This is a genomic window from Emticicia aquatica (assembly GCF_923079645.1).
In the GTDB taxonomy this organism is placed as follows: Bacteria; Bacteroidota; Bacteroidia; order Cytophagales; family Spirosomataceae; genus Emticicia; species Emticicia aquatica.
The window spans coordinates 2,229,270-2,245,565 of the sequence record NZ_CAKLPY010000001.1; the positions used below are offsets into that span (position 1 = coordinate 2,229,270).

Sequence of the window (16,296 nt, forward strand, 5' to 3'; positions counted from 1 at the left end):
GGTTTAGTGATTTATATTCAAATTTGCACAAAAAAACGAAAAAATAAAATATTACCAAGAAAAATGATTTTGATTTTAGCTATTAAATCTATCAAACAAATATTAGTTTTGCTAAAAACAACCTAAAAATGAAAACCTTAACAAAAATTTTAAAGTATATTTTACTTTTTTTTATAATTATTATCGTTGGAAGTACAACTTTTTATTGGGAAAATGATATTCCGCTCGACGTCCTCATCAAAAAATATACAGATAAAGAATCTGAATTTGTTACAATTAATGGATTACAAGTGCATTACCGTGATGAAGGAGATCCAAATGATAGTATTCCGCTGGTTTTGTTACACGGCACAGGTGCAAGTTTGCATACTTGGGATGGATGGGTAAGTGCTTTAAAAACAGACAAACGAGTTATTCGACTAGATTTACCTGCTTATGGACTAACAGGCCCAAATCCTGCGGGTGATTACTCCCAACAATATTACGCCACTTTCGTGAATGATTTTTTGACGAAAATTGGTGTAAAAAGATGTATCATTGGTGGAAACTCTCTCGGTGGCTCAATTTCATGGAATTTTGCGGTTAAATATCCAGAAAAAGTTTCAAAAATGATTTTAGTTGATGCTGGTGGATACGCTATGAAATCAAAGTCAGTTCCGATAGCGTTTCAACTTGCGGGGCTTCCAGTTATAAAAAATCTATTCAAATATGTAACACCTCGGTCAATTATCCAAAAAAGCGTAGAAAACGTGTATAGCGACAAAAGTAAAGTAAGCGAAAAGTTAGTAGATAGATATTTTGAATTATCGCTTAGAGAAGGCAATCGTCAAGCATTCATTGACCGAATGTCGGCATTTAGAGCAAAGGGTTTAGAAAGTGATAATAGCCTAAAAATCAAGAGTTTACAAATTCCAACACTTATTATTTGGGGAGAAAATGACTTTTTGATTCCGTTGGATGTGGCTCAAAAATTTCATACTGATTTGCCAAATGACACGTTAGTTATTTTCAAAAATTTAGGGCATACACCAATGGAAGAAGATGCTGAATCAACGGTGGCTGTTGTAAAAACTTTTCTCAAATAGTGAAACAGAGCTGATTTAGCATCTACTAAATCAGCTCTGTTTTAATGACTTTTAGGCATTTTTCTCCCAAATTTGCACCAAATTAATGATAACTTGGGTTGCTTTTTCCATATCTTGCACCGAAACCCACTCTAATTTTGAGTGGAAAGCATGTTCTCCTGCAAAAATATTCGGACACGGCAACCCCATAAAAGACAATCTTGAACCATCCGTTCCACCTCTTATGCTTCGCCTTTCTGGTCTGATTCCTGTCATTTCAATTGCTTCCATCGCAAAATCAACCACATGCGGATAATTGACTAAAACCTCTTTCATATTACGATATTGCTCAATAATTTTAAAATCAATGCTTGAATTTGGATAAAACTCAAGCGTTTGATTAACAATATTTTGCAAGAAGTTTTCTTTTTCTTTAAGTCCTTTAACAGTAAAATCACGAATAATAAAATCAAGTTTTACAGATTCTTGAATTCCTGAAATTTGAGTTGGATGTATAAAACCTTCCATTCCTTCAGTTGTTTCGGGAGAAAGTGTATCTTTTGGTAAAGCTGACAAAATATCACCTGCAATTTTCATTGCATTTTCAAGTTTACCAATCGCAAAGCCTGGGTGCGTACTAACTCCATGAATCGTCAAAGTCACTGCATCAGCCGAAAAAGTTTCATCTTCAAGTGTTCCTAAACTTTCGCCGTCCATTGTATAGGCAAAATCAGCTCCAAGTTTTTCTAAATCAACTTTTTCAGTCCCACGTCCAACTTCTTCATCAGGAGTAAATAATATTTTAATTGTTCCATGCTTTATTTCCGAATTATTCATCAGAAATTTCGCAGCAGCCATTATTTCGGCAATTCCTGCCTTATTGTCCGCTCCAAGTAGCGTTGTCCCACTCGCAGTAATTATATCATTCCCAATCTGACTTTTCAGGTCTGGATGCTCCTCAACTTTGATAATTTGAGCGTTATCATCGGGTAAAATAATATCATTTCCTTGCCAATTAAAATGAACAATTGGCTTCACATTAGCACCGCTACAATCGGGCGAAGTATCGACATGCGAACAAAAGCAAATTGTCGGCACTTTTTTATCAGAATTACTAGGAATAGTTGCATAAACATAGCCCCATTCATCCAAATGAGCATCCGATATACCAATATCTAATAATTCTTGTACCAAAATTCGACTTAAATCTTTCTGTTTTTCAGTCGATGGATTTGTATTTGAGTTAGGGTCTGACTGGGTATCAATCTTTACATAATTCAAAAATCTGCTACCAACATCAAGGGTTATATTATTACTCATTAATATATTCGATTTTTAAGCATTGACAATTTTAGCCAATTCAGCAGGTGAGTAATTGATATTTTTCAAGGTTTTGTCATCGCCTTTTCTGTACACCAAAAACTTGCCTTCTATTTCCTTATAATAGGATTCTGTTCCTTTTCCCGCATAATGTTTTATTGTAGCTTCCGCTTCTTCCACCGTTTCACAGGCCTTACTCATATTTGACCGTTGCACTTCGTCAAAAATTTGTCTAAATTTTTCACCCAAGCCAAACTCCAAGATTGCCCCTGCAAGTACATATTGAATATCAGCTAAAGCATCAGCAATTTCTACAATGTTTTTATCATTAATTGCTTCCTGTAGCTCCTTGAGTTCTTCAGCAATCAGAGACACTCTTAGGTCGCATCTTTGTGGAGAAGGAATTGTAGGTTGGTCTAAAATTGGGTGTTTAAAAGTCCGATGAAATTCGGCAACTTGATTAAGGCAATCTAAATTTTGCATAAAATGGATATTCTGATTTATTATTTGTAAAATAAGTTGTTTTAGTCGAAAAAACGTTATTTTTTGTGTTTTTTTGTAGAAAAATGCTTTTCCTAATTTTTTATACTCATTTTGTTGCAAAAAAATTTTTGCCGTAAAATAAATAAAGCGATATTAGCGTTTGCAAAGTTGAACAAATTTCAATAATATTGCTACGTAACTGAAGCCAAAAAATCAAAACCCATCAAATCATGAACAAATTTTATAGAGTTCTTTCAGTATTATCATTAACATTATCGATTGCTTTATGGTCATGTAGAGGAGATCAAGGTCCAACTGGCCCAACTGGTGCGACTGGTCCTCAAGGTCCTACTGGTGCAACGGGGGCGACTGGTGCAACAGGGGCGACTGGTGCAACGGGGGCTACAGGTGCTACTGGTGCTACTGGTGCAAACGGAACAAATGGCAATGCCAATGTAAAAGGAACAGAAGTGACAGTAAAAGTAGCTGACTGGGTAACAGTTGATGCAGCTGGAATTGGAACTGGTGCAACTGGTAAAACAGGTGCTTATGCAGTAGCTGATGCTAACGTAAAAGCAACTATGTTTGTTGTAGCTTTTGTTAAAGTTGGTACTCAATTTGTAGCTTTACCACGTGTTATTATCAAAGAAACTGACGGTGCAACCGAACAAGTTAATTTTGGTTATGAAACTGGCAAAGTAACATTCTATTACAGTTCACAAACCGCTGCAATCGGTGGTATTAAGAGCTATGCACCACAAACAGACCTTACTTTCTCTTATGTAACAATTGAGAAAACAGTTGGTCAAGCAATGCAAAACGAAGGTGTAAACCTAAGAAGCCGTGATGCAGTGATGACTTACTTAGCTGAACACAAGTATTAATCGTAAACTACACAATTACAGTAAGTTACGAAGCCTCAAAAAAAGCCTTCCATTCGGGAGGCTTTTTTTGCATAATATTCGTTAGTAATATTATACATCTCAACGATTACATGAAAAGACTATTCTTATTTTTAATTTTATTTCTCCTTGAAATCCCTTCTTTTGCACAACTTCTTAATGATAACGACTCTAAACAATTAATAGTTAAGGGTTTAGATAAATTATATAATTATGATTTCAAGGAAGCTAGTGTATTTTTTCAACCTGTAAAAATCAAATATCCAAAACATCCTGTTACACCTTTACTTAATGCCCTTGAAATTCAATGGCAAAATTTACCTATCGAACAGAGTCCAAAAGCTCTAAATCAATACCTCATTTTATTAGAAAGATGTATCGAATTAGCAGAAGGAATGCTAGACGACCCATCAAAAAAAGCAGAAGCTACATTTTTTTTGGTTGCATCTCATGGTTATATTGCATTGGTTCTTAACTACAAAAAAGAACAAGTAAAAGCTGCCAACGAAGCTCGAAAAGCATATGGTTATTTGAGAGATGGCAAACAGCTTACTGAAAAAAATCCTGAGTTTTTATTTACTTCTGGCATTTATAATTTCTATCGAATTCAATATCCTGAAACCCATCCAATTGTTAAACCAATAATGCTATTTTTTGAAGAAGGAAATAAAAAATTGGGACTTCAACAACTCGAACAAGCGGTTGTAAAATCTACTTTTTCTCGAACGGAGGCAGCCTATTATCTTACAGGTATTCATCTAAAATATGAACCTAATTATCAAAAATCATTGATTTATTCAACATGGCTTAATGAAAAATACCCCAATAACTTAATATACCTCATGCGTCATACAGAAAGTTTGATTATGAATGGAAAATATGAAGAAGCGGCTCCCTTAATTAATAGATTAAAAAAATCAAACGACCGAGTATATATTTTAGCTGGCAATTTATTTGAAGGTTTGACAAACGAAAAAGCCAAAAAAAATGACAAATTAGCCATAGAATCTTATCTAAATGTATTGAAAATACAACCAAGCGATAGATACACAAGTGATTATTATGCAATGGCTTATGCGGGTTTAGCTCGAATTTCATTGCATGGAGGAAATAAAAAAAGAGCGGAAGAACTTTATAAAAAATGCTTAGAGTATGCCGAATATAAATCAACCATAAACGAAGCAAATAAATTTTTAAAGTAAGCACTTTTAACTTAAATTTCGTCAATATAAAAAACTACTTTTTCTTTGATTCAAAATAAAAGTATTTGATGGCAACTAATTAATTCAACCTTACATGAAAAGAACCTTTACTTTATTTCTCATTTTATATAAATTAGTTGTCTTTGCTCAAAATGCTCCTGAAAATATTCCAAGTTTAGATAATGCTTCAAACTTGTTTCAACATGAACAACAATTTAAGAATTGGTTGAACCGTCAACCGGTTGGAACTCGTGGTTGGAAATGGATGGCTCGCTACGAAAATGAATTACTTAGACGCATTGATACAGCTGGCAAAATGCCTTCAAGCGAATTACTTTTAAATACTTCAAATGAACTAGAAAACCTTCGAAAAACGTCAGAAAATGCTCGAAAAAAAGCTTCGGGATGGGTGCCAATTGGGCCGTATGGAAGCTCGGAATTATTTGGAATTGGAAGAGTCAATTGTATCGCTTTTCACCCAAAAGATAGTCTCACCTTTTATATTGGCTTTGGTCAAGGTGGTATTTGGAAAACAACAAATGGAGGAGAGTCATATACACCGATTGGAGATAATTTGCCCATTCTTCGGATTAGTAGCATAGCCATTGACCCTAATAATGCCGAAACTATTTATATTTCACTAGCTGATTTTGCATATATTGGCTATGACTTGTACACCGCTGACCGCAAAAGAAATACTTACTACGGAATTGGGGTTTGGAAAAGCACAAACGGCGGCCAAACTTGGCAACAAACAGGGCTAAAAAATCAATTATCAGAAGGAATTAACTCAATCACTCGAACAATTTGGGTAAATCCACGAAACTCGAAAGAAGTAGTTGTTGTCGGAACCAAAGGAATTTATAAATCATTCGATGGTGGAGACTCTTGGTCTAACAAAGTTTTGGATAAAATGTCCTCAGCATTGGTTCAGCATCCCATCAATTCAAACATATTATTTGCATCAGCAGTATATGTAGCTACCACAAAACAAGGTGAAGCTGGACTTTGGAAATCTGAAGACGCAGGTAATACCTGGAAATTACTTCCGACAAATATAGGTGCAAAAACTGCTCAAAGAATCGAAATAGCGATTTCACCAAGTAATCCGAATCTCATTTATGCCGTTACTTGCGATATAAACAATGGTTTTGAAGGATTTTACCGAAGTTTTGATAGTGGCGAAACTTGGCAAAAATCTACCTTTAAAGGTAATTTATTATCAACTGCTTATGGTCTTTCGGGCGGACAAGGCTTTTATGATTTATGTATCATGGTTCATCCAACTAAACCTCAAACCGTTTATGTCGGAGGCTTAGTTTTAAACGAAACATCTGACGGAGGCAATACTTGGAAACAAGCAACGGGCTATAATACCATTCATCCAGACCAGCACGCTCTCGAATATAATCCGCTCAACAAAACAATTTACCTCTGCAATGACGGTGGCGTTTTTTCAACCAAAGAAATCATTGCCAATACTAACTTTAATATTTCTTGGAAATTTATTTCAAAAGGCATTAATGCTACTTCTTGCTACAGATTAGGACTTTCGACGGACGGAAAAAAAATTATCACTGGAGCTCAAGATAACAATATGTTTTTGAGCCAAAACAATAATCCATGGACAAGCGAATTCGGCGGTGATGGTATGGAAGGTGCATTGACTAACAATTTTGTTTATGGCTCTTCTCAGTATGGACTGATTTCATTTTTCGACCAACTTGACACTAAAAAACAAGAAACAACGGTATTTCCTCCAATAAATAATAAAGATACAGGAGAATGGACAACCCCATTTTTGATTAACGAAAAAAGTAATCAAGTAATAATTGCGGGAGGAAATGTACATAAATTAGAAATTGGGCAAGATAGAAGTAAAATCAAAACTATCTCAAACTTCAAAATTTATGGAACAACTCGTTATCCACAAGTTTCAACGGCACTGGCGGTACCAAAAAACAATGCTAACATTATTTATATCGCAAAAAAATCTACTCCAACGCTAAAACAATCGGCAGAACTGTGGCGAACTGAAAACAATGGCCAATTTTGGGAAAATATTACCAATGATATTTACAAAGATTCGTATGTGACTTATCTCGAAGTTGACAATAATTTTCCAGACCGAGTTTGGGCTACTTTAAGCAATTTTGAAGAGGGGAAAAAGGTTTATTATTCAAGTAATGGTGGAAAAAACTGGGAAAACATTAGCTTTAATTTACCAAATCTTCCTGCAAATTGTATCGTTTATCAGTCAGACCAACAAACCGACATATTGTATGTAGCGATGGACATTGGCGTATATTATTTGGTAGAAGGAACAAAAGAATGGAAACCTTTGATGAGCAATTTACCAAATGTAATAGTGCATGAACTCGAAATCAATCAATCCACCAAAAAGCTATATGCCGCTACTTTTGGGCGTGGAATTTGGGAAACTGATTTATTGACCGAAAAATCTCCTCAATCTGATGATTTCTATGGAATGACAGTTTCTCTTTTTCCGAATCCAAATACTGGTAGTTTTACCATTAAAACCGACTTTATCAATATTAATAAAATACAAATTGTTGATATTTTAGGTAGAACATGTTATGAAGAATCGCTACAACCAAAAGCTTTAAAAATTGGCAAGAAATTCGAGTTAAATAACTTTCCATCAGGACTTTATTTCATTAAAATAATGTCTGGAAATTTAACAAAGGTTTTAAAAACAATCATCGAATAAATTTTCAGAATCAGTCTTAGCATTTTTGTATCCATTAGCTAACAATATTATTTAATAACTGGCTTTGGCATTGATATTGTTATTTGCATAGCTACAATTCAAAACTATAAAACTATGCAAGAAACTATTCAAATTCCGAACGAGTATATTGAACAAATTCTCGAACAAACGAGAGGCGTTAGACCTGATTTTCAGGATGAATTAATTTATTTAAGAACATCGCTTGCTTATCTTGGACAAGGAATGAGTGTTGAAGAAGCAACCGATTTGGCTACAATAGACTATCTAATGGCGAGTTAGAAGTTTTAGAAGATTTTGAATTATTTCTTAATATGCTCTGTACAATTAAAAATTGAGATACAGCATAAAGGAAAAAATAAGACGAAATCTTGTATGGAAAGGTATTATAAAAAAGGTTTATGGTTAACCACAAATTGGACATCACTAAAATGAACACGCCAACTAAACCTTCTATGTATTCTTTTTTGGCAATTGGTCTATAATAGGCCATCCAACACAATAACATCATTTGAGTTGAATAGATAAAACTCAATACCAAAAGTGTTGTTGGAATAAATCGAACTATCAAGAAAACCAATCCGATTAGAAATAATGTGGTGAGAATAAGCATTTTCCATTCTCTAAAAACAGTATTAAAAGGCGGAAGAATACTCCCTTCATTGCGAAAGATATTGATATAAACAAACTGTGTGAGATAGAATCCGATTGTGTTGATAAACATCAGTAATTCACTTTCTTGAAAAAGCAACAAAAGTGAGCCACAGGCACAAGTAAAAAGTAATGCTTCGAGCAACAGCCAATCTCTGTGTATAAACTTTGATTTTCTAAATTGAACACAATAAAAAATCAGAATTAAATTAGAAATTGCCTCGAAACCCCCAATTTCTCTTAAAAAACTGGAATTTTCGCAAAAATCAGAATAAATGGCAACAGGAATTACTCCAAAATAAATTATTTGTATAAGAGTCTTCATGTAAAATAGCCCATTTATCAAGATTAGAAAAACAGTTTGATATTTAGTTTGTAATATGCAAAAAAGTAATCAAAAAAATATATTTTTTGATTACTTTTTTGCATAAAAACGAATGGGCTACGAAGCGATTTATTTACAATAATTCTTTTCTTTTCAAAATTGATTCAAATAATTTCAAATCGTGTTCACTATTAAACACAGTAAATGGAAAGCGTAAAAACTGCCCTTTTCCAATAATAAGTAAAAAAGCGTCAGCCATTTTTTCAGCAGATTGAATACTCTCCCACTTCATCACACCACCTTCCTTCGCATTAATTTTCACTAAAATTTGGCGACTATCAATTTCGTACAAAAACTTATCAAACATTTGTTTGTTTTGTTCCATTTGTGAGGCTGCATAAAATTGAGCATACCAAAAAAGCACATAAAGTCCTCCACCAATAACTGAAACCACTGGAATCCACCAGTTTTTATACGTTCCTGTAAAATGTAATACTAAGCCTAATAAAAAAATTGCTGCTGGAATCAACAACCATTTCCAATCACTTTTCATGTGACGCTTAAACGAAATACTTACATACTCTTTTTTGTCTAAAGCAAATTTTTTGGTTTTAACTATCATTTTATTTTGTTGTCATTAATTGCTAAATCAGCTTTATTTATATTCTAGCCACAAAAATAGAAAAAGGCTCTGATAATAACAGAGCCTTTCTTATTATTTTACGAATTGAAGCTTTAATTTCGTTTAATTCTTGATTAACAAAGATAAATACTAACTTTTATCATCCTTCTCTAAACTGAATCGTATCAATAACATATTTATTGGCTTCAGCTCTTTTAACTAGAATATAAACCAAAAAATCTTTGTTTCGGCTTCGATATGTGCCAACACTATACCGTAAATCTGTATTTGAGGCTCCTTGATAAACATATTGAAATGCCAAAGGTGGATTTTTTTGAAAAAATGTCTTGAATATTTGTTCTGCTTGTTGAGACGAAATTTTTTGAAAATCAATTTTTTCAGAATCAATCACGAGTTCAATCTGTTGATTTAAGCAACTTGCAAGCATTCGAGGATTCCCCCCTCTAAACGACATCCTAATTCGGTCAGCAAGCTCATTATCTTCCTTAGTTCTCTTTACAATGTTGTCATTTGGTTTGGTTGCACTTGTAAGAAAAATAAAAATGATTACTGACATTAAGTATTTCACGGCCTTCATAATGATTAAGTTTTAGTATCTTTGTTTCATAATACTCTTTAAGGAATATTCTACATAAATCACTCGCACAAATTATGCCAAATAATTATCCAACGGACACGTTTTTTAGCAATTTATTTTATTGTTAATTAAAAATATTTCTATTGAATATTATGGCAGAATAGCTTTGATTTGAATAAATTTAAGTTGAAACAAAAAAATAGTTATTTTTCATGTCGAATCAATTATTAACCCGTACCCAAACGCTCCAAAAAATTCGTAGAATTGCTTATCAAATTTATGAGCAAAATTTCGATGAATCTTCACTTATCATTGCAGGAATCAACGGCGAAGGTTATCATTTTGCAGCATTACTCAGTAAGGAGTTGAGACAAATCTCAACACTAGAAATTCATCTTGCAAAACTAACATTCGACAAGTTAGCAAATGAGCAACCAGATATTAAGATTGAAAGTGACGTAGATACTTTTCGTAATAAAAATATCGTTTTATGTGATGACGTGCTTAATACTGGCAAAACTTTGGCATTTAGTTTGAGACCTTTTTTAAGCATTCCAATAAAAAAATTACAAGTAGCAGTCATTGTTGACCGTAATCATCCACTATTTCCTATGTCCGCCGATTTTGTTGGTTATTCATTATCAACTACTCTAAACGAACATATTCAAGTAATTTTGGGTGATGAAGAAAAAACAGGCGTTTATCTATATTAAAACAAAATTATGCGTAAAAAATTGATAATCAAGGCTTTTGGATTAGTACTTTGTGGATTTGGACTGATGGGCTGTCATTCTTCTAATAACGAATTCGCTCCTAAACCAAGAGGTTTTAATCGAATTGATTTACCAATGCACGAATATCAAACACTTGCAAATGAGCATCCTTATTCATTTGAATATTCAAAAAATGCAATTATTCAAAAAGATACATTTAAAAATGCAGAACCACATTGGATTATTGTTTTTTATCCAAAATTTAATACCCGTATTCAGTTTACTTATAAGCCAGTAAACAATGACCCTAATAGGCTGCAAAAAATGATGGCAGATGCCGCAAAATTAGCTTTTAACCATGATAAAAAAGCATATTCAATCACGGATAAACTTCTTACAACAAAAAATGGGAAAAAGGCAGTAATTTTTGAGCTAGAAGGTGAAGTGCCAAGTCCATATCAATTTTTTGTAACTGATAGTACCAAACATTATTTGCGTGGAGCAGTATATTTAATGACCGCTACCGAAAATGATTCGCTAAAACCAATTATTGACTATATGAAAGTGGATTCTCGCCATATTTTAGAAACACTCAAATGGCAATAGATTTTAAAGATTAAAAATCAGTTTGAATTTCACATTAAAAATATCATCTGTTTTTAATCCAAAAAGTGATGGACGTTCAACTTTGAAATCTGTCAATGAAACATCAAATTTACCTTCAATTACTAATTTATTAATAAAATCTTCCCTTGATGCTACAATTGTTATTGGTTTAGAGATTCCATGGAAATTCAAATTTCCTTCCACGGTTAGCATATCACTTAAGCTTTTTATTTTTGAACTAACAAAGGTTACTTTCGGAAATTTCAGTGATTCCAATACTTCCATTGCGTGCGAATCACGGTTAGCATTACCACTATTAAATGCATCAACTTTAATCGACACTGCTACTTGTTGAATAGTTTTTGTGGCTTTATCATAAACAATAACCGAATTTACATCCTTACAAACGCCCTCCCAAGCATGCATAGGATGATTCATGGCATAAGTAACAGTTGATATTCTTTTATCTGCAATCAGCTTCGAACTGTCTGATTTTGACGTAAATGCCAATAAAGGTAGCAGTAATAATAAGTATTTGTGGTATATTTTCATTTTTAACATTGCTATAATTTCTGTGTATAACCCAACAACTAGCTAATATTAAAATTCAAATTTTAATACTATCATCGAACCTAAATATGCTCCAACAGCCGTGTAAGCAGAAGCACGATGATAAGGCTTTAGCTTGTAATCTTCTTTTATTTTAGGACCTAAAATATTTGTCGAAATCATAGCCGAAAGATGTATGTACGACAAGTATTTATGTACTTTAATATTGCTTATTCCTTTACGATTAATCAACGGCGGAGGTGCAGTGAAAGCCATCAAGGCTGTTGTTATATAACCAACATTAACGCCTGTGGCAGTTGCTCCATGTATTTTCTTCAATTTATCGCTGTATGTATCTGGGTTATATAATCTCGAACCCAATATCCCTTGAGTAATCATTCCTGCGGCCGTCAAAAACCCAACTGCTTGGTGAATTTTAAACATATTACGGCGAATTTTCAATTCTTTTTCTCTATTTGCAAGCGTTAATTTTGGAGCAATGCCAACCGCTCGGTAAAGCCCCTTTTCTCCCCAAAAAATTCGTTGAGACAAAAGCATTCGTTTAGGTAATAGTCTTGTTGTTTCAGATGTTTTATCTAAATCATTTAAAAGGCTATCTGCATCATTTTGAGCAAAAGTGTAGGTAATTGAAGCAAAAAATACAATTAATAGATAGATTTTTTTCATTTTTAAAGTCCTTGACAAGAATGAATAAATAGAAATTTAATTTTTAAGTTAAAAAGAAAGCCAAAATTAGATTGGCTTTCTTTATTTTTTCACTACACATACCCCTAATCATTTACCATATAATTCAGATACGAAATAGCTATAAAGTTGGTTTTATCGCACCTGAAATATGAAAAAAAATTACTCAGTAATCTTAATCGAATTACCGTTATTCAAAACTTCAACCTTGTATGCTTTTAAAGCTTTTGCAGCAGGGTCTTTTTGTACTGTACCATCAGTTTTAAACTCCGAACCATGATTTGGGCATTTAAAATCAGCCGTTCCACTTCTGTAATCAATCGTACTTCCTTGGTGTGTGCATATTTTAGACAATGCTACATAAACACCTTTTGCATTTGCAATAATAATATCTTCAACGTAAGTGTACTCCCCATCGGTTTTCAATTTTTTAAAGTTTGTATTAGTAAGGTCTATGGTAAAATCAATAGAACTTCCTTTCGTTGTACCAGTAATACCAGTATCGGTTGAGCCATTTCCTGATGGAGTTGTAGTTGAAGGTGTTGTACCAGTTGGTGTTGGGTCATCCGATTTGCTCGTACATGCTGTCATAGTTGTTCCTAAACAATAAAATGACATCAATGCTGCACTGCTCAATCCGAGCTGCTTTAAAAACTGGCCTCTACTTAATTGAGTTGTTTCCATGGTTGAAAAATATAATTAATTTGGATTAGAATTCTTTTTATGAAGAGTCTTCGTCAATTCAGAAAACCCAGTAATTTTAATTTATAATACTTACGGAGATAATTGGAGCAAGGTTGCAGCGAATTGAAAAAAAAGATTTATAAAATTAAAGTAGATTCTTACGTTTTAATTTTCTGAGAAATTAAAAAAATGAAGATTCAAAAACAGCATAAAACAAAAATGCCTGACAATTAGTTGATTATCAGGCATTTACGATTTGCATAACGCATTCAATTGTGACCCTAAGGGGAATCGAACCCCTGTTTAATCCGTGAAAGGGACTTGTCCTAACCGCTAGACGATAGGGCCGGCTGGTTCCATTTATCGTCTGCGTTTGTAAATCGTGGTGCAAAAGTACAACAAAGATTTTAATACGCAATAGCCCACCTAAAAAAAAAACAAAATAATTAAACATTCTTCTAAAATTCATATAATAGCTTCGTAAAATCATATTCAACCCATTAAAATTGGTTTTTTCAAATAATTTAATAAATACTTGGCTTGTCTATCGTAATTTATTTTTCTCTTATCTATATTTGAAGATTCTTTAATATAACACTTCTAAAACACTTTTTGCCTAATGAGAAGGATTTCCTCAATAATGATTCTGCTTTTTTGTTTTCTAAACTTATCAGCTCAAACTACCAAAACTCCAGAAGAATTTCTTGGCTACAAACTTGGTACAAAATTCAGCTTTCATCACCGAATAGTTGATTACGTAAAATACGTTGCGGCTCAAAATCCAACTCAGGTGAAAACTATTGACTATGGCAATACTTTTGAAGGCCGCCCGTTGATGATTGCAATCATCGCTTCGCCTGAAAACTTGGCAAAAATTGAAGAGATTAGAACCAACAATCTTAAAAGTATTGGACTTCTTGATGGAAACCCAACAGCAAAAGTTCCTGCCATTGCTTGGTTGAGTTATAATGTACATGGCAATGAAGCAGTAAGTTCGGAAGCAGTTTTACAAGTTTTATATGAATTATTAAACAAAAGTAATGCAACGACTCAGGCAGTATTAAAAAATACCGTCATAATCCTCGACCCTTGCATTAATCCTGATGGTAGAGACCGTTACGCCCAATGGTACAACAGAGTGGCTAATCAAGGCGGAAATGCAACTCCATTTGCCATTGAACACAATGAACCTTGGCCAGGTGGACGATTTTCGCATTATATTTTTGACCCAAACCGAGATTGGGCATGGCAAACACAAGAAATTTCGCAACAACGGGTGAAACTTTATAACCAATGGATGCCTCATTTACATGCCGATTTCCATGAAATGGGCTATAATACCCCTTACTATTTCCCACCTTCGGCAAAACCATATCACGAAGATTTAACCAAATGGCAACGTGAGTTTCAACAAACTTTGGGTGAATTCAATAAAAAATATTTCGACAAAAATTATTGGCTTTATTTCTCGAAAGAAAATTACGATTTACTCTACCCTAGCTATGGCGATACTTATCCGTCGTACAACGGTGCAATCGGTATGACCTACGAGCAAGGTGGTGGCGGACGAGCTGGTTTGGCAATTGCCAAAGAAGATGGTGACACACTCACACTTTCGCAGCGAATTTCTCATCATTTTGCTACGAGTATGGGTTCTTTAGAAGCAATTTCGAGTAGAGCGGATAAAACTGTGGAAGAATTTACTAAGTTTTTCACCGATAAAACAGCAAATGGTTACGGCGTTTATAAATCTTTTGTGATGAAAACCAAAGGCGATGAAGCCAAAGTTCAAGCCTTGACAAGCCTTTTAGATAAACTCCAAATTAATTATGGTTTTGCTGCCAAAGAAGCAACTTCAACAGGTTTTGGTTACCAAAGTCTAAAAGATGAAAGTTTTAAAATAGAACCAAACGACTTGATTATCAGCACTTTTCAACCAAAAGGCACTTTAGTGAAAATTCTTTTTGAACCAAAAACTGCTCTCGAAGATTCTGTCACTTATGACCTGACAAGCTGGTCACTAGCTTATGGTTATGGCTTAAAAACATTTGCAACCAAAGAGAAAATTGTTGCAGGAAATAATAAAAGTAGTAACGCTATTTCACAAAACTTTGAAGGAAAACCATACGCTTATGTAGCTGCATGGAAATCATTTGAAGATGTAAAATTCTTATCACAAATAATGTCAAAAGGTATCAAAGTGAGATTTAATGAAAATCCATTTGAAATGGACGGACTAAAATTTGATGCAGGTTCATTGGTTATTACTCGAACAAATAATGAAAGATTAGGCGAAAATTTTGACAAAATCATTCAATCGGCTGCTAAAACTTTCAATATCAACTTATTAGCAACTACATCAGGAATGGTTTCGAGTGGTAATGATTTTGGTTCGAGTTCAGTAAATGTACTTAAAAATCCAAGAGTAGCTCTAATTGCGGGTGATGGAGTTGTTTCAACCGCTTTTGGTGAAGTTTGGCATTTCTTTGAACAACAAATCAAATATCCAATTACTGTAATTGAAGGTAGTTCATTCTCTCGTGTACCACTAAATGAATTGGATGTAATAGTGCTAGCCGATGGAAGTTATGATAGAATATTTGGCAATGGCGATGCCTTAAAAAAATGGATTCAGAATGGTGGAAAAGTGATTGCCCTTGAAGGTGCAACTGGGTATTTTGCTGACAAAGATGGTTATGCCCTTAAACGTAAAAAAGAATCAAACTTGAATGATAAAGTCGAATTAAAAACCTACGGTACTCGTGAACGTGAAGCCATCATGGATCAAATTCCTGGTGCTATTTTTAAGGTTGAAATTGATAAAACTCATCCACTCGGCTACGGTACTGACGGTGTTTATTATTCACTTGTCAGAGATGTATATAATTTTGATTATTTGAAAGATGGCTGGAATGTGGGTTATCTTAAAGACAATAATCATATAACTGGTTTTGCAGGAAAAATTGCCAAAGAAAAAATGAAAAATAGTTTAATTTTTGGGGTACAAGAATTGGGAAAAGGAAAAATCGTTTACATGGCCGACGGCCCACTTTTTAGAGGTTTTTGGTATTCAGGAAAATTAATTTTTGGCAATGCTCTTTTTACAGTGAACTGATAAGAATA

At 33.8% G+C, this 16,296-nt stretch carries 16 protein-coding genes and 1 tRNA gene; 8 read left to right on the forward strand and 9 right to left on the reverse strand.

Translation table 11 applies throughout. The features are described 5' to 3' along the window. Positions 1–128 precede the first annotated feature (128 nt). Entirely contained in the window at positions 129–1,085 is a 957-nt protein-coding gene (locus MJQ71_RS09545; RefSeq protein WP_238806349.1) for an alpha/beta fold hydrolase, read from the forward strand. Positions 1,086–1,136: 51 nt separating this feature from the next. On the opposite strand, the gene pepT is transcribed toward MJQ71_RS09545, so the two are convergent. Continuing rightward, complete coding sequence (gene pepT / locus MJQ71_RS09550) at positions 1,137–2,384, reverse strand: peptidase T (RefSeq protein ID WP_238806350.1); 1,248 nt, start codon at positions 2,382–2,384, stop codon at positions 1,137–1,139. A gap of 15 nt (positions 2,385–2,399) precedes the next feature. Then, positions 2,400–2,867 carry a pyrophosphohydrolase domain-containing protein gene (locus MJQ71_RS09555; RefSeq protein ID WP_238806351.1) on the reverse strand — a complete coding sequence of 156 codons (468 nt, stop codon included), beginning with the start codon at positions 2,865–2,867 and terminating at the stop codon, positions 2,400–2,402. A gap of 230 nt (positions 2,868–3,097) precedes the next feature. Here MJQ71_RS09555 and MJQ71_RS09560 point away from each other — a divergent pair, with 230 nt between their 5' ends. The 4 genes from MJQ71_RS09560 to MJQ71_RS09575 all read left to right on the forward strand — a co-directional run bounded on the left by MJQ71_RS09560 (position 3,098) and on the right by MJQ71_RS09575 (position 8,002). After that, the gene (locus MJQ71_RS09560; RefSeq protein WP_238806352.1) at positions 3,098–3,751 is read left to right on the forward strand and encodes a collagen-like triple helix repeat-containing protein; all 654 of its coding nucleotides are present in this window, start codon (positions 3,098–3,100) and stop codon (positions 3,749–3,751) included. Positions 3,752–3,861: 110 nt separating this feature from the next. Continuing rightward, positions 3,862–4,971: a tetratricopeptide repeat protein gene (locus tag MJQ71_RS09565; RefSeq protein ID WP_238806353.1), complete on the forward strand. Its 1,110-nt coding sequence runs from the start codon at positions 3,862–3,864 to the stop codon at positions 4,969–4,971. A gap of 94 nt (positions 4,972–5,065) precedes the next feature. Continuing rightward, positions 5,066–7,702 (forward strand): T9SS type A sorting domain-containing protein, encoded by a 2,637-nt coding sequence (locus tag MJQ71_RS09570; RefSeq protein ID WP_238806354.1) that lies wholly within the window; start codon positions 5,066–5,068, stop codon positions 7,700–7,702. A 114-nt stretch (positions 7,703–7,816) separates the two neighbouring features. Beyond that, positions 7,817–8,002: a hypothetical protein gene (locus MJQ71_RS09575; protein WP_238806355.1), complete on the forward strand. Its 186-nt coding sequence runs from the start codon at positions 7,817–7,819 to the stop codon at positions 8,000–8,002. On the opposite strand, the gene MJQ71_RS09580 is transcribed toward MJQ71_RS09575, so the two are convergent. The 3 genes from MJQ71_RS09580 to MJQ71_RS09590 form a co-directional block, all read right to left on the reverse strand. Next, positions 7,974–8,696: a lysoplasmalogenase family protein gene (locus tag MJQ71_RS09580; RefSeq protein WP_238806356.1), complete on the reverse strand. Its 723-nt coding sequence runs from the start codon at positions 8,694–8,696 to the stop codon at positions 7,974–7,976. The two genes, MJQ71_RS09575 and MJQ71_RS09580, sit on opposite strands and share 29 nt — an antisense overlap. A gap of 133 nt (positions 8,697–8,829) precedes the next feature. Further along, the gene (locus MJQ71_RS09585) at positions 8,830–9,318 is read right to left on the reverse strand and encodes a YcxB family protein (RefSeq protein ID WP_238806357.1); all 489 of its coding nucleotides are present in this window, start codon (positions 9,316–9,318) and stop codon (positions 8,830–8,832) included. 160 nt (positions 9,319–9,478) lie between these two features. Then, a complete protein-coding gene (locus tag MJQ71_RS09590; protein WP_238806358.1) occupies positions 9,479–9,916 on the reverse strand; it encodes a DUF4783 domain-containing protein in 438 nt (145 codons plus the stop codon). Positions 9,917–10,128: 212 nt separating this feature from the next. Between MJQ71_RS09590 and MJQ71_RS09595 the strand changes: the two genes are divergently transcribed. Together MJQ71_RS09595 and gldD are read left to right on the forward strand one after the other, a co-directional pair. Then, complete coding sequence (locus MJQ71_RS09595; RefSeq protein ID WP_238806359.1) at positions 10,129–10,629, forward strand: phosphoribosyltransferase family protein; 501 nt, start codon at positions 10,129–10,131, stop codon at positions 10,627–10,629. A 9-nt stretch (positions 10,630–10,638) separates the two neighbouring features. After that, complete coding sequence (gldD, locus tag MJQ71_RS09600) at positions 10,639–11,235, forward strand: gliding motility lipoprotein GldD (RefSeq protein ID WP_238806360.1); 597 nt, start codon at positions 10,639–10,641, stop codon at positions 11,233–11,235. 3 nt (positions 11,236–11,238) lie between these two features. Here gldD and MJQ71_RS09605 read toward each other — a convergent pair whose 3' ends face one another. The 4 genes from MJQ71_RS09605 to MJQ71_RS09620 form a co-directional block, all read right to left on the reverse strand. After that, on the reverse strand, positions 11,239–11,787 hold the full coding sequence (locus MJQ71_RS09605) for a YceI family protein (RefSeq protein ID WP_238806361.1): 549 nt from the start codon (positions 11,785–11,787) through the stop codon (positions 11,239–11,241). A gap of 48 nt (positions 11,788–11,835) precedes the next feature. Continuing rightward, complete coding sequence (locus MJQ71_RS09610; RefSeq protein WP_238806362.1) at positions 11,836–12,471, reverse strand: hypothetical protein; 636 nt, start codon at positions 12,469–12,471, stop codon at positions 11,836–11,838. A gap of 180 nt (positions 12,472–12,651) precedes the next feature. Beyond that, positions 12,652–13,173 carry a QcrA and Rieske domain-containing protein gene (locus MJQ71_RS09615; RefSeq protein ID WP_238806363.1) on the reverse strand — a complete coding sequence of 174 codons (522 nt, stop codon included), beginning with the start codon at positions 13,171–13,173 and terminating at the stop codon, positions 12,652–12,654. A gap of 276 nt (positions 13,174–13,449) precedes the next feature. Then, positions 13,450–13,521: transfer RNA gene (locus MJQ71_RS09620), tRNA-Glu, on the reverse strand. Between the two features lie 271 nt (positions 13,522–13,792). Between MJQ71_RS09620 and MJQ71_RS09625 the strand changes: the two genes are divergently transcribed. Beyond that, positions 13,793–16,288, forward strand: a complete 2,496-nt coding sequence (locus tag MJQ71_RS09625; protein ID WP_238806364.1) for a M14 metallopeptidase family protein — start codon at positions 13,793–13,795, stop codon at positions 16,286–16,288. The last annotated feature ends 8 nt before the right edge of the window (positions 16,289–16,296 follow it).